General features: G+C 66.5%; 11 protein-coding genes. 7 read left to right on the forward strand and 4 right to left on the reverse strand.

Annotated elements, in window-relative coordinates; translation table 11 throughout:
• Positions 1-62 precede the first annotated feature (62 nt).
• Positions 63-536, forward strand: coding sequence for a MarR family winged helix-turn-helix transcriptional regulator (locus tag ACFFGN_RS10630; protein ID WP_380045978.1), 474 nt, complete (start codon positions 63-65; stop codon positions 534-536).
• Positions 537-573: 37 nt separating this feature from the next.
• A complete protein-coding gene (locus tag ACFFGN_RS10635; protein WP_380045980.1) occupies positions 574-2706 on the forward strand; it encodes a transketolase C-terminal domain-containing protein in 2133 nt (710 codons plus the stop codon).
• 18 nt (positions 2707-2724) lie between these two features.
• On the opposite strand, the gene ACFFGN_RS10640 is transcribed toward ACFFGN_RS10635, so the two are convergent.
• Positions 2725-3222: a DnaJ family domain-containing protein gene (locus tag ACFFGN_RS10640; RefSeq protein WP_380045982.1), complete on the reverse strand. Its 498-nt coding sequence runs from the start codon at positions 3220-3222 to the stop codon at positions 2725-2727.
• 139 nt (positions 3223-3361) lie between these two features.
• On the opposite strand from ACFFGN_RS10640, the gene ACFFGN_RS10645 reads away from it, so the two are divergent.
• Positions 3362-4903, forward strand: coding sequence for an aldehyde dehydrogenase family protein (locus ACFFGN_RS10645; protein ID WP_380045984.1), 1542 nt, complete (start codon positions 3362-3364; stop codon positions 4901-4903).
• A gap of 134 nt (positions 4904-5037) precedes the next feature.
• Positions 5038-6162 (forward strand): NAD(P)/FAD-dependent oxidoreductase, encoded by a 1125-nt coding sequence (locus ACFFGN_RS10650; protein WP_380045986.1) that lies wholly within the window; start codon positions 5038-5040, stop codon positions 6160-6162.
• Positions 6163-6900: 738 nt separating this feature from the next.
• Here the strand turns inward: ACFFGN_RS10650 and ACFFGN_RS10655 are convergent.
• The 3 genes from ACFFGN_RS10655 to ACFFGN_RS10665 all read right to left on the reverse strand — a co-directional run bounded on the left by ACFFGN_RS10655 (position 6901) and on the right by ACFFGN_RS10665 (position 10043).
• Positions 6901-7761 (reverse strand): alpha/beta fold hydrolase, encoded by an 861-nt coding sequence (locus ACFFGN_RS10655; protein WP_380045988.1) that lies wholly within the window; start codon positions 7759-7761, stop codon positions 6901-6903.
• A gap of 153 nt (positions 7762-7914) precedes the next feature.
• Positions 7915-8943: an ABC transporter substrate-binding protein gene (locus tag ACFFGN_RS10660; RefSeq protein ID WP_380045990.1), complete on the reverse strand. Its 1029-nt coding sequence runs from the start codon at positions 8941-8943 to the stop codon at positions 7915-7917.
• Between the two features lie 56 nt (positions 8944-8999).
• Positions 9000-10043: a LacI family DNA-binding transcriptional regulator gene (locus ACFFGN_RS10665; RefSeq protein ID WP_380045992.1), complete on the reverse strand. Its 1044-nt coding sequence runs from the start codon at positions 10041-10043 to the stop codon at positions 9000-9002.
• Positions 10044-10227: 184 nt separating this feature from the next.
• Here ACFFGN_RS10665 and ACFFGN_RS10670 point away from each other — a divergent pair, with 184 nt between their 5' ends.
• Genes ACFFGN_RS10670 through ACFFGN_RS10680 form a run of 3 tightly spaced genes read left to right on the forward strand, consistent with a single transcriptional unit; the run spans position 10228 to position 13474 of the window.
• Positions 10228-11700: an ABC transporter substrate-binding protein gene (locus ACFFGN_RS10670; RefSeq protein WP_380045994.1), complete on the forward strand. Its 1473-nt coding sequence runs from the start codon at positions 10228-10230 to the stop codon at positions 11698-11700.
• Positions 11700-12635, forward strand: coding sequence for a carbohydrate ABC transporter permease (locus tag ACFFGN_RS10675; RefSeq protein ID WP_380045996.1), 936 nt, complete (start codon positions 11700-11702; stop codon positions 12633-12635). The genes ACFFGN_RS10670 and ACFFGN_RS10675 overlap by 1 nt, the downstream gene beginning before the upstream one ends.
• Positions 12635-13474, forward strand: coding sequence for a carbohydrate ABC transporter permease (locus tag ACFFGN_RS10680; protein WP_380045998.1), 840 nt, complete (start codon positions 12635-12637; stop codon positions 13472-13474). Before ACFFGN_RS10675 ends, ACFFGN_RS10680 begins: the two co-directional genes overlap by 1 nt.
• Positions 13475-13481 lie beyond the last annotated feature (7 nt).

The raw sequence follows: 13481 nt of genomic DNA on the forward strand, positions 1-13481 counted from the left end.
TACGCCAGACCGTAGTCGGTGAACCATTCACACGTCAACTGTTCTTATGTACACTTTTCGTCATGGCATCCAAGTCGTCCGGGGACCAATTGACCGCCTGGCGGGCGTTGTACCGCGCTGACACGTTGCTGTTCGCCCAGCTCGACAACACGCTACGGGCCAACACCGACATGTCTTATTTCGAGCGGGAAGTGCTGTCTGAGCTCGATCAGGCCGGTGGCCGGCTGCGGATGGCCCCGCTGGCCGAGCGGCTGATGATCTCCCGCAGCGGCGCCACCCGGTTGGTCGGCAAGCTGGAGGAGAAGAACGGCTGGGTTGTTCGAACCGCCTCCCCCGAAGACCGCCGGGCCACCTGGGCCGAGTTGACTCCCGCCGGCAAGGACGCACTGGCCAAGGCGGCCCTGGTCGTGGACGCAGTGGTCGCCGCGTTCTTCGCGGACCACCTCGACGCGGCAGAGCTGCGCAAATCGGCCAAGTTGCTGAACATCCTCGCCGACGCCAACGAGGGCACCGCGATCGTCGATTGCGACTTCTGATGGCCCGTACTCGAAGTTCCTCGGACAGGGGGCACTAGTGCCTTCGGCCGACGACCTCTTCGCCCAGCACGTCCAGGCGCTGGAGCCGAAGGCGTGCGATCTCCCGGCCGATCGATTGCTGGCGCTCTTCGACGCCCAGGTGGGCAGTAGGCACGCGGATCTGGCCGCGCGCTGGCTGCAGTCGCAGGGCCAGGGGTACTACACGATCGGCTCGTCCGGTCATGAGGGCAATGCCGCCGTCGCCGCGGTGCTCCGCCCGACCGATCCGGCCTTGCTGCATTACCGTTCCGGCGCCTTCTACCTGGCTCGCGCAGCCCAGGCCAACGTTGGCGGCGCTGGTGACGCGGTGCGGGACATCCTGCTCGGGGTGGCCGCCGCGACAGCCGAACCGATCGCGGGCGGCCGTCACAAGGTCTTCGGCCGGCACGATCTCGCGGTGATTCCGCAGACCTCCACGATCGCGTCGCACCTGCCGCGAGCGCTCGGCGTCGCGTTCTCGATCGCCCGCGCGGCCAAACTCGGCGTACCGTGCGCCTGGCCGTCCGACGCGGTGGTGGTGTGCAGCTTCGGTGATGCCTCGGCCAACCACTCGACGGCCACGGGCGCGATCAACGCGGCCCTGCACGCGTCGTACCAAGGCCTGCCGATCCCCCTGCTCCTGGTCTGCGAGGACAACGGCCTTGGCATCAGCGTGCGGACCCCGCCCGACTGGATCGAGCACACCTACGGCCACCGCCCGGGCCTTCGCTACTTCGAGGCCGACGGGACGGACCTGGCCGACGCGCTGCAGGTGGCCTCGGCCGCGGCGGACGCCGTACGGAAGACCCGGCGGCCCGCGTTTCTGCGCCTGCGGACGATACGGCTGCTCGGTCATGCCGGGTCGGACGTCGAGACGGCCTACCGCAGCCTGGCCGAGATCCAGGCCGACGAGGCACGCGACCCCCTACTCGGTACGGCGCGCCTGCTGATCGGATCCGGCGCCTGTACGGCGGATCAGGTGGCCGAACGCTACGAGGCCAAACGCACCGAGGTGATGCGTATCGCCTCCGAGGTTCTCGGCTCACCGCAGCTCGACTCGGCCGCGGCGATCGCGGCACCCCTGGCCTATCCGGATGCCACCGCGGTCGCCGATCTGGCCACGCGACCGACGGTCAGGGCTTCAGCGCGATTGACGCTCGCGCAGGCGATCAACCGGGCGCTGGAGGAAGGCCTGTCGTCGTACCCGGAGATGCTGGTTTTCGGTGAGGACGTGGGCCGCAAAGGCGGCGTGTACGGCGTTACGCGAGGCCTGCAGAAGAAGGCGGGAGCGGCCCGCGTCTTCGACACGTTGCTGGACGAGCAGTCGATCCTCGGGCTGGCGCTCGGCGCAGGTGTTTCCGGTCTGCTGCCTGTGCCGGAGATCCAGTATCTGGCTTATCTGCACAACGCGGAGGACCAGCTCCGGGGTGAAGCGGCCACGCTCAAGTTCTTCTCCAACGGCCAGTACCGCAACCCGATGGTGGTCCGCATTCCGGGTTATGGCTATCAGCGCGGATTCGGCGGTCACTTCCACAACGACGACGCTATCGGCGTACTGCGGGATGTCCCGGGCCTGGTGATCGCGTCGCCGGCTCGGCCGGATGACGCCGCGGCGATGCTGACCACCTGCCTGGCGGCGGCGAAGGCCGAGGGCACGGTTTGTGTGTTCCTGGAGCCGATCGCGCTTTACCACCGGCGCGACCTGTACGCCGAGGGCGACGAGCAGTGGCTGACCGAGTACCCGGCTGAGCATGTTGCCCTCGGCAAGGGACGGGTGTACGGCGACGGGCTCGACCTGACGTTGGTCACCTTCGGCAACGCAGTGGCGATGAGCTTGCGGGTGGCCGAAGACCTGCGTAGACAGCGGATTGGCGTGCGGGTGCTGGACTTGCGTTGGCTCGCGCCGTTGCCGGTGGACGATTTGTTGCGCGAGGCAAAGGCAACTGGGCGGGTGTTGGTGGTGGATGAGACGCGGCGTTCGGGCGGGGTGTCCGAGGGCGTTCTGGCCGCGCTGGTGGACCGGCGTTATCCCGGGCGGATGGCTCGGGTGACGAGCGAGGACTCGTTCGTACCGTTGGGCGCTGCAGCCAGTTCCGTACTGCTGTCGGAACGGGCGATCGAGGCGGCCGCACTCCGGCTGTTGTGCGAATAGCCTTTTGCTGGGTGCGGCCTATTCGCCGAAGAGGGCGCGGCGCCACCAGGGCTTGCGCTCGGCCTCGCGCTTGGCGGCCGCCGTGGCCTCGGCCGCCTGGTGCTGACGGCGGGCTTCGCGGAACTCACGCCAGTCGGCGACAACCTTCTCCACGTCGACGTGGGTCACCGCGACCCACGGCCCGGTGCCGAACCGGATCCACTCGGTCACCCGCTTGTTGATGCCCTCGACCAGGTCGCGGACCTGCTGTTCCTTCCACAGGCCCTTGACGGTTTCGGGCAGGTGCTCGATCTCGCGGCGCAGTTTGAGCGGTTCGGGCAGGAGTTCCTCGGCCGGAATGCCCTCGCGCTTGATGAGGCTCTTGGTCCACCAGTCCGGATCGTGCGGCGCGCCGAGGCTGGGGATCGGCTTGCCCGCGCCTTCCAGATTGTCGAAGGCGCCCGCGCGATCGGCGTGCTGCACCTGCTGTTCGGTCCAGGTCTCGAAGCTCATCCCGGGCGGCTTGCGCTGGGTCATCGGCACCTCACCTGTCGATCCGACACGGTTCTGGAACGCTTCCAGTTTACCGTTATCCACAGGCGGGCCGGACTGGGGTTGCGAGCCGGTGGCGGGTGACGGAGGCTGGGCGGACTCAGACCGTCGAGAGGACCCAGCTGTGACCAGCATCCTGTCCGTGGTGGCCGGGCAGCGGATCGGCGACCCCGCCCGCACCGTGCCGTCGAGCAATCCCGCCAACACCGCCGACCTGCTCGGCACGATCGGCCTCGCGAGCCCGGACGATTTCGTCCGTGCGGCCCGGGCGGCCAAGGCGGCGCAGGCGAATTGGGCGGCATTACCCGCGCCCCAACGCGGCCAGGTGATTGCGAACGTTGGGCGGCTGATGACCGCCAACAAGGACCGGCTGGCCGCCCTCGTCACCCGCGAGATCGGCAAACCGCTGGCCGAGGCGCTCGGTGAGGTCCAGGAGATCATCGACACCTGCGACTTCTTCATCGGCGAGGGCCGTCGGCTGTACGGGCAGACCGTGCCGTCGGAGATGCCCGACAAGCAGCTGTTCACCTTCCGCCGGCCGGTCGGCGCCGTCGCGGTGATCTCCGCGGGCAACTTCCCCGTCGCCGTACCGTCTTGGTACATCGTGCCGGCGCTGCTCTGCGGCAACACCGTCGTCTGGAAACCAGCGGAGTACTCCGCGGTCTGCTCCGACGCCTTCTACGAGATCTTCGCCCACGCCGGAGTACCGGCCGGCGTCCTCAACGTGGTGTACGCCGACGGTCCTGACACATTCGCAGGGCTGGAGCAGTCGCTGGCGGAGGGCCTGATCGACAAGGTCGGATTCACCGGATCGAGCGAGGTCGGCGTCCAGATCGGTGAGCTCTGCGGGCGCCATCTGCAAACCCCGTGCCTGGAGCTCGGCGGCAAGAACCCGATGGTCGTCACCGAGGACGCCGATCTCGATCTGGCCGTCGAAGGCGCCCTGTTCTCCGGTTTCGGCACAGCCGGCCAACGCTGTACGTCGCTGGGCACGATCATCGTGCACGAGTCCGTCCATGACGAGTTCGTCCGTCGCTTCAGCGCGGCGGTGGCTTCGGCCGCCATGGGCGATCCAACCCAGGACGTGCTGTTCGGGCCTTTGCTGGACGAGAAGTTCGCCGCCGGATTCGAGAAGTCGCTCGGCTGGATCGCCACCCACCACCAGGTCATCGGTGCCACCGGGCGGGTCAGCGCGGACAACCCCCGCCCAGGGTTCGTCGGTTCGCCCGAGGCCGGGCTGTTCTACCACCCGGTGATCGTGGACGGCGTCCGCGCGGACGACGAGCTGTTCCTGAGCGAAACCTTCGGCCCGATCGTCGGCATCACCACGTACCAAACCCTGACCGAGGCTATTGCCCTGGGCAACGAACCTGGCTACGGGTTGTCCAGCTCGATCTACACCACCGACCCGAACAAGGCCTTCCGCTTCGCCCAGGGCATCTCGGCCGGCATGGTCAGCGTGAACAACTCCACCTCCGGCGCCGAGGCCCACCTCCCCTTCGGCGGCAACGGCAAATCCGGCAACGGCTCCCGCCAGAGCGGCATCTGGGTGCTGGACCAGTTCACCCGCTGGCAGTCCATGAACTGGGACTACTCCGGCAAACTGCAGAAAGCCCAAATGGACACTCAAACAGTAGAAGCCGACCTAGCCTTCCGTCTCCCCTGACCATGCCCGCGCCAACCGACACTTCCCCGCCGGGCGACGCCTGGCCACGGCCACCAGGACGGGGCGCCGCACCAGAGCACGCGCCGGCGCCATCGCCGAGGTCAGCTCTACTGCCGCGACGGGCGGAGGTGGTGGTGATCGGCGGCGGGGTGATGGGCACGAGTATCGCGTTCCACCTCGCCGAGGCCGGCGTCCGCGACATCGTCCTGGTGGAACGCGACAGCCTCGGCTCGGGCTCCACCTGCAAGGCAGCGGGCGGTGTACGGGCGAACTTCTCCGACCGGCTCAACATCGCCCTCGGCGCTCGCAGTCTGGAACTGTTCCACCAGTTCGCCGAACGGCCCGGGCAGGAGATCGACCTGCGCACGCCCGGATACCTCTTCCTGTTGTCCCGTCCGGAAGACGTCGCCCTGTTCGAGGCAAGCACCACCCTGCAGAACGACGCCGGTCTACCAACCCGAGTGATCAGCCCGGCCGAAGCCCACCGGTTGTCGCCGCTCATCTCGACCGAAGGCCTGCTCGCCGCCTGCTTCTCCCCGTCCGACGGGCACTGCACACCGGAATCGGTCGTCCTCGGGTACGCCGCCGCCGCACGCCGCCTCGGCGCCGTACTGCGCACCGGCTGCGAGGTGCTCGATATCGAGGGCCGAGGCAACACCATTCACACGGTGGTAACGGACCAAGGCCGGATCGAAACCTCCACCGTGATCTGCGTAGCGGGCGCCTGGTCCGCCGCAGTGGCCGCGATGGCCGGCGTGGACCTGCCCGTCACGCCCCTGAAACGGCAAGTCCTCATCACCGAACCGATCACTGGCTTGCCGCCGGACCTGCCGATGACGATCGACTTCAGCAGCTCGTTCTACTTCCACGGTGAAGGAAAGGGCCTCCTGCTCGGCATGTCCGATCCGGACCAGCCACCCGGCTTCGATCTCACGCCCACCGACACCTGGCTGCCACGTCTGACCGCCACGATGGAACAACGCGCCCCCACGATCCTCGACGCGGGCGTAGCCTCCGGATGGGCCGGCCTGTACGAGGTAACGCCCGACCACAACGCCCTCATCGGCGAAGCCGACACCACCAACCGTTTCCTCTACGCCACCGGCTTCTCCGGCCACGGCTTCCTCCAGGGCCCGGCCGTCGGCGAAGTAATCCGCGACCTCTACCTAGGCCGCAAGCCCTTCGTCGACATCACCCCACTCAATGCCCACCGCTTCCACACCGCCACCACCTCTCACCCCGAACGAAACATCGTCTAACGCCGAATCCCAAGCCCCGCGCCACCCCCAGCCACTCCGGCCCTGCCGTCAAGCCGTTCCACCCCCGCGGCAACCGCCACCCCTGCGGGAGAACCGGCGTCCTGGCAGGGGAGATAGTGTCCTGGCAGGGCGTTATTACCCCTGCGAGGACACGGTTGGGGTTGCTCGGCCCCCACAACGTGTCTCCAGTGGCCGACCTAGGCGCGTTGCCGGGTTGGCGGCCGCTACCAGACTGTGGCGACAGTACCGGGTTGTCGCGCGGCCACGGGATTCTGGCAGCGGTACCGGGTGGTGGCGTCGCTACCGGGTTCTGGCAGCGGTACCGGGTTGTTGCGCCACTACCGGGTCTTGGCGTTCCCACTACCGGGTTCTTGTGTGACTACCCGGTAGTAGCCAGCTAGTCGCACAAAAACCCGGCACCGGACTTCGGGCCACGCGAGCAAGAGCGGGATGACCGCCATCTCCACGGCTTCCGCCTCGGCCAGCAGCCGCGAAACCCGGCCCGGTCGGTCGTACGAATCCTGACGCGGAGCGCGGCATCACTCGCGCAACCGGCCATACCTTTCACGTCCCCCTGACAGCCCGCGCACTTGGCCGAAGTTGGCCCGAGCCAAGGGCGCGGAGCGGCGTCGCCCGGCGATTCCCAAACCCTTGACACGGACCCATCCCGCCTGACAACTCGCGACTCCTCAGGCGGACGGGCGACCACCGGCTTCGCTGATCCGAATCCCTCGCAATCTAGGGATAGCCAAGGATTGCGGCGGCTAGACGCTCCGGGTACTCCACGGGCGCGAAGTGGCCTACCCCGTCCACAAGTTCCAAACGGGCGTCGGCGAAGAAGTCTTCCAACCGATCCGACCACTCGCGCGGAAACAACGGGTCGAACTCGGGCCAAAGCACCGTCACCGGTACGCCGACGCGGTCCTCCCGAGCCGGGGCCTGCTCGACAGCCGCGACAGCAACGGTCGCCGCCCCGGCGCGGTACCAGTTGATCGAGGCAACAAACGCACCCGGGACGCCATACACCTCGACCAAGTGATCCAGATCCACCTCGTCCAGTACGTAGTCCGGCCCGGACCAGTGTTGCCAGAAGTGGCGCAAGTACGCCCGTACAGCGCCGGGTTTGCCGTCGATCAACTGCTCGGCCAGTTCCAACCGGTGGAACGGCTGATACCAGAACTCCCGCTGCGGTCCCACCCCGAGCACGCGCTTCCCGACCCCCGGCACGGGTGGCGCGATCACCAGGGCCTCGACCAGTTCCGGCCGGGCCTTCGCGACGGCCTGGGCGACGCGGCTGCCCACGTCGTACCCGACGAGCACGGGCCGTTCCAGCTCGAGCTCCTCGATCAGGCCGATGATGCTCCGCGCCTGGGCGATCGCGTTGTACTGCTCGGCTGGATCGGCTTCGTGCTTGTCCGACTCGCCGAATCCGCGCAGGTCGGGCACGATCACGTCCCGCCCGGACAGCAACGGAACCAGCGCGCGGTAGTCCGTCCGGTCACCGGGCCAGCCGTGCAACAGGATCACCGGACGGCCGGTGCCGATTCCGGTTCGGTCGTACGCCAGCTCGAATCCGTCAACCGCTCGACTTCGCACCATGGGCACATCCAATCAGTCCACTCAAGGTCACGTCTGATCACGCGATCGCCAAGGTCAAAAGGGTCCGATGAGCCGCAACACGCCGTGTCACAAGCGTCCGATGAAGGGCGACACGCCGTGTCACTAGGGTCCGATGAGCGGGATACGGGAGGGCTACGGCGTGGCGGTGAGGTGTTTTTCCAGGTCGGTGAGGGTGGCTTGGGCGCCGAGCGGGCCTAGGCCCAGGAACCAGACTTCGTCGTCGACGTGAATCGCCTTGCCGGCCTTGACCGCGCCGAGGGCGGACCAGAGCTTGCCGTTGACAACCTTTTGCTCGGCCGAGTCCTTCGCGCCGGACTGGGTGGACCAGAACAGGTAGTCGGCGTCGGCCTGGGTGATGTTCTCCTCGGAGATCTCGACCGCGAGGTCCTCGACGTTCTGCACCTTCGGGCGCGGCAGGCCGATGTCCTTCAGGATCACCCCGATGAACGACTTGTTGCCGTAGAGCCGGATCGTGCCGCCAGGGCGGAAACGAACCAGCGAGATCTCCGGCGAACCGGTGACCTTGGCCTTCACCTCGTTGGCGCGCTTCTGGTAGTCGTTCAGCACCTGGACCGCCTTCGTCTCCTCGCCGAGGGCCTCCGCGGCCAGCAGGAAGTCCTCCTTCCACGGGAAGCCCGGGCGGATGCTGAAGACCGTCGGCGCGATGGCGGACAGCTCGTCGTACAGGTCGTTGGCGCGCAGCTTGCTGCCGAGGATCAGGTCGGGCTGAAGCTTCGCGATGGCTTCGAGGTTGAGGTCGCTGACCGTGCCGACGGAGGTAATTCCGGAGGCCTTGCCGGCCAGATAGCCCGGTACGCCGTTCTGGCCGGTGTTGACGCCCATGCCGACCGGGGTGATGCCCAGCGAGAGAACGGCATCCAGCTCACCACTGTCGAGTACGACGACTCGCTCGGGCTTCTTGGGAAGTTGGGCCTCGCCCAGCGCGTGCTTGACCGTACGCGGGAAGACGCCGGCCTCGGCAGTCGAGCCGAGCTTGGCCGTCTCCTGGTCCGCGGTCGCGAACAGCCGCCCGCCGGTCGCGACCTCGGAGTCACCGACGCCCGAGTCGGGCTGCTTGTCGGCGCTGCCGCAGCCGGCAAGGACCAGCGCGAACGCGGCGATCAGGCCGGCCGTTCCGGTGACACGATTGGACCTGATCACAAGCTCGCTCCCAACTCAGGACAAAGTATGGCGAGCCTCACCTTAAGTGAAGCCGGTTAAGGAACCGGCCCGCGCCCGGTCGTATCGCGGACACGCAGCTCCATCGGCAGGTACCGCGGCTCGGCGTCATAACCCTTCGTGAGCAGTTGTTCCAGCATCTCCCCCGCCTGCCGGCCAAGCTCGTCCCGTGGCACGGACACGGTGGTGAGGTTCGAATGGGCCACCCGGTCCAGGGAGATGTCGTCGAACCCGGTCACCGAGATCTCCCCCGGTACGTCAACGCCCAGCTCGCGTAGCCGCATCAGCGCGCCGAACGCCACCAGATCGTTGTACGTCATCACCGCCGTCACCCCGTCGTCAAAAACGGCTCCCCGATCGCCGAGGCGCGAACCCTCGGCGAGAGCCACCGCGTCGTACCCGGCCTGGCTGGTCGCACCACACGGCACCACCGTGACCTCGAGCCCGAAGGCCCGGGCGGAGGAGAAGGCGCGGATGCGTTCGCTATTGGCCCACGAGGCTTCCGGCCCGGCCAGGTAGATCGCGCGCCGGTGGCCGAGTTGCGCGAGGTGTCCGCAGATGGCGGTCATGCCGCCGTGGAAGTCCACCGAGATCGACGGCACCGACAGCCCGGGCTCGACCCGGTTGAACAGCACCATCGGATGATCGCGCGCGGCCAGTTCGGCCAGCTCCGCGCGGGGCATGCGCGGCGAGCAGAGCAGTACGCCGTCGCAGCAGCGCATCAGGTCCTCGACGAGTTCGTGCTCGACCGTGGGGTCCTCGTCGGACTCCATCACCAGCATCCGCCGGCCGTTCGATCGGGCCACCGCCGAGACGGCCTTCAGTACGTCGGGAAAGTAGGGGTTCGCCAGATCGGGCACCAGCACGCCGATCGTCTCCCACTGCCCGCGAGCCAGCCCCTGCGCGGCGGCGTTCGGGCGGTAGCCGAGTTCGGCGACGGCCTGCTGGACCCGAAGCGCGAGCGATTCCTCGACCCGGGCGGTGCCGTTCAGGACGCGCGAAACGGTCGCCGGGGACACCCCAGCGGCCGCGCCGACATCGGTGATGGTGACGCGGGCGGACCGCGCCGGCCGGTTCTGCACTCGCCCTCCTCCGGGGTCCCGCTCAGCCTAACTTAAGGTGAGAAAACGCTTGCCATCAGCGCTCAGATATTTCTGAAAACGCTTTCAGACGAACTCTTGTCGTTCGGCCCGGACGGGTCTAAGGTCAGCGGGCAAGCGCTTACCCACAGCGCTCTGCCAACCGCTCCGCCCCTGAGGAGGGCTCATGAAGGCACTACGCCGTGCCGCGGTCGCGGCCGCGACACTGACGCTGACAACGGCGCTGATCGCGGCCTGCGGCACGGACCCGAGCGGTCCGAACGCTCAGCAGGCCGACGGCCAGATCACGCTGAAGATCTGGGACTTCTCCGCCGAACAGGTCGACTTCCACAAGACGATCGCGGCCGAGTACAACAAGTCGAACCCGAAGGTGAAGATCGAGTGGCGCTCGATCACCCAGGACGAGTACGCGAAGACCCTGCCGCTGGCCTTCCAGAGCAAGCAGGCGCCGGACATCTTCTACTGGAGTGACGGCGGCCCGATGAACATGGGCCAACTGCTCACCCAGCAGTGGATCAAGCCGTTGCATCCCAGTGGCAAGCCGCCGGAGGACTTCCTCAAGCGCTGGCCGGCCGGATCGTTTGTCGACGGCATCAACCAGTCGGGCGGCCAGACCTACGGCTTCCCCTTCTCGGAGAACCTCTACTGGGGACCGGGCTACATGTACCTGAACAAGAAGGTCTTCTCCGACGCCGGGCTCGACCTCAACAATCCGCCGAAGACCTGGTCCGAGCTGAAAGCCGCTTGCGCGAAGGTCAAGGCGAGCACCAAGGCCGAGTGCATCGCCGCGCCGAGCAAGGGCCGCGAGCTGCAGCGGATCTACTTCGCCCTCGCGGCCGGCGTACGGACCGATCTGTTCTTCGACCTGAAGACCGGCAAGTTCGCACTCGACGATCCGCCCGCGCTGAAGACGTTCGAGTTCATCCAGGAACTCAACGGCAACGGCTACCTGGCGCCGGGTACGAACGACAAGAACTTCTCGCGCCAGCAGTTCGCCGCGAATCAGGCCGCCATCTACTTCGACGGCACCTGGATGCCGAGCGTTTGGAAGAGCCAGGGCTTCACGAGCGACAACTACGCCGTCGCGCCGCATCCCAATCCGGACACGGGTGCCACCGGGGCGCTGTCGCGGCAGCACGACGGCAACAAGTACTGGATCAGCTCGCAGACTCCGCACCACCAGCAGGCGTGGGAGTTCCTGAACTGGATGACCGATCCGGACGGGTTCTTCGTCAAGGAGTACTACCAGCAGGGTTTCGGCACACTGGCGTTCACCGACAACAAGAAGATGGTCACCGAACCGGCGATCCAGCAGATCATGAAGATCGCCGAGACGCCGGGCTTCCGCGTCAACGTGCCGGTGCCGGTACTCAAGTGCACGGACATCGCCAAGTCGAAGGCCTATCTCGAGGCGACCGGCAAGCGGCCCGCCGGTGAGTACGAGGCGATGGTCGAGGCCCTGGTCGGCAAGAAGCCACTGGCTCCGCTCGCGAGTGCGCTGGTGCGGGAGCGCCAGACGACGTTCGAGAACAAGCTCAAGGAGGAGGCGGCGGCCGGGCTGAAGGTGTCGAAGGAGTGCTACACCTTCCCCGACTGGGACTACACCGCTGACTACGGTCTGGACAAGTACAAGCGCTGATGGCCACTTCTACCGACACCGGCCGTGAACGGGTCCGGGGCTTCGACCGAGTCTGGATCTTCGTTTTCCTGGTCCCGTTCCTGCTGCTGTACTTCGGATTCACCCTGTGGCCGTTGGTTGCCACCGTCTACTACTCGTTCTTCGACTGGTCCGGAATCGGGCCGATCGACAACTTTGTTGGTACCGGCAACTACGGCTCGATCCTGAACGACAAGCTGTTCTGGCTGGCCGTGGTCAACACGTTGATCTTTGCCGTGCTGAACACCGTGATCAAGCTCCCGTTGTCCTTGCTGATGGCAATCATCCTGACCCGCAAGTGGTTGCGCGGTACCAAGTTGTTCCGCACGGTGTTCTTCGCGCCGCTGATCATTCCGGTCGCGATGGCCGGCTTGATCTTCACCTATTTGCTGAACCCGTCGAACGGCGCGCTGAACGCGTTGCTGCTGGACCTCGGACTCGTCGACAAACCGGTCGACGTGTTCGCCGGCCGGTGGAGCGCGCTGACCGTGATCGTGCTGGTCTCGATCTGGCAGATCTTCGGCCAGTACATGATCTATTGGATGGCCGCGTTGCAGAACGTGCCCGAGGAGCTCTACGAGGCCGCCGATATCGACGGCGCCACCGAATGGCAGAAGGCCACTCAGATCACGCTGCCGATGATCAAGCCCGTAGCGGTGGTGATTCTGCTGCTGGCGCTGGTCAACGCGATGCACGTGTTCGGCCTGGTCGTCACGCTGACCGGCGGCGGCCCGGGCACCAGCACGTACGTCGTTTCCTACTTCATCTATCAAGAGGCCTTCGGCAGCGTGCCGTTCGCCTACGGCTACGCGTCGGCCGCGGCGCTGCTGTTCTCGGTGATCGCCTTCGTGCTGGTCACCAGCCAGGGCATCTTCGTCCGCCGGGCCCAGAAACTGCGAAAGGAGTACGGCGTCTGATGCGCACCTCGAGTCGTCGCGCCCTGCGCAACAACGCCGTCGCGATTCCGATCCTGCTGGTGATCAGCCTGATCTGGATCTACCCGTTCCTGTGGACGATTTCGGCCGCCTTCAAAACCCAGGGCGGCCTGTTCACCGGTGGTGCGAGCCTGATCCCGGACCAGCTCAACTTCGACAACTTCGCCCGGGCCTGGGTGAACGCGGGCTTCTCGCAGTACTTCGCGAACACCGTGCTCTACTCGACCGTCTCCACCTTCATCGAACTGGTGAAGTCCGCCCTGTGCGGTTATGTGCTGGCGCGGTTCGACTTCCCCGGCCGGGTATTGCTGCATCGGCTGATCATCGCGACGTTGTTCATTCCAGTGGCCTCGATCATCATTCCGCAGTTCGTGCTGGTGCAGCAGCTCGGCCTGCTGAACACCCGCGCCGGGGTGATCCTGGCGATGTCGGGATCGGCCGGAGCCCTGTACGTCTTGATGTTCACGGGATTCTTCGCGAGTGTGCCGAGCGATCTGTTCGACGCGGCCAAGCTGGACGGCGCCGGATTCCTGCGCACGTTCTGGCTGATTCTGCCGCTGGCCAAGCCGGTCATCGCGGTCGTGGTGATCTTCCAGTTCGTCAGCAACTGGAACGAGTTCAACATTCCGCTGGTCTTCACGCTCGGCCAGCCCGAACTGCAGAACCTTGCCGTCGGCATGCTCTCGTTCAAGGGCGAGCACGCCGTCGACTGGACCGGTTTCGCCGCCGGTATGACCATTTCGTTCGCTCCGATGCTGATCGTCTTCCTGATGTTCCAGAGCTACTTCGTGCGCGGCCTGGCCGGCGCCACCAAGGGGTGATCCCGTT

Origin of the sequence: Kribbella deserti (genome assembly GCF_042434725.1) — a bacterium.
GTDB lineage: Bacteria > Actinomycetota > Actinomycetes > Propionibacteriales > Kribbellaceae > Kribbella > Kribbella deserti.

Bases quoted from the DNA above. Each gene is read 5' to 3' on its own strand.
- ACFFGN_RS10675 (WP_380045996.1), top strand. From the start codon at position 11,700: ATGGCCACTTCTACCGACACCGGCCGTGAACGGGTCCGGGGCTTCGAC.
- ACFFGN_RS10680 (WP_380045998.1), top strand. From the start codon at position 12,635: ATGCGCACCTCGAGTCGTCGCGCCCTGCGCAACAACGCCGTCGCGATT.
- ACFFGN_RS10640 (WP_380045982.1), bottom strand. From the start codon at position 3,222: ATGACCCAGCGCAAGCCGCCCGGGATGAGCTTCGAGACCTGGACCGAA.
- ACFFGN_RS10630 (WP_380045978.1), top strand. From the start codon at position 63: ATGGCATCCAAGTCGTCCGGGGACCAATTGACCGCCTGGCGGGCGTTG.
- ACFFGN_RS10670 (WP_380045994.1), top strand. From the start codon at position 10,228: ATGAAGGCACTACGCCGTGCCGCGGTCGCGGCCGCGACACTGACGCTG.
- ACFFGN_RS10655 (WP_380045988.1), bottom strand. From the start codon at position 7,761: ATGGTGCGAAGTCGAGCGGTTGACGGATTCGAGCTGGCGTACGACCGA.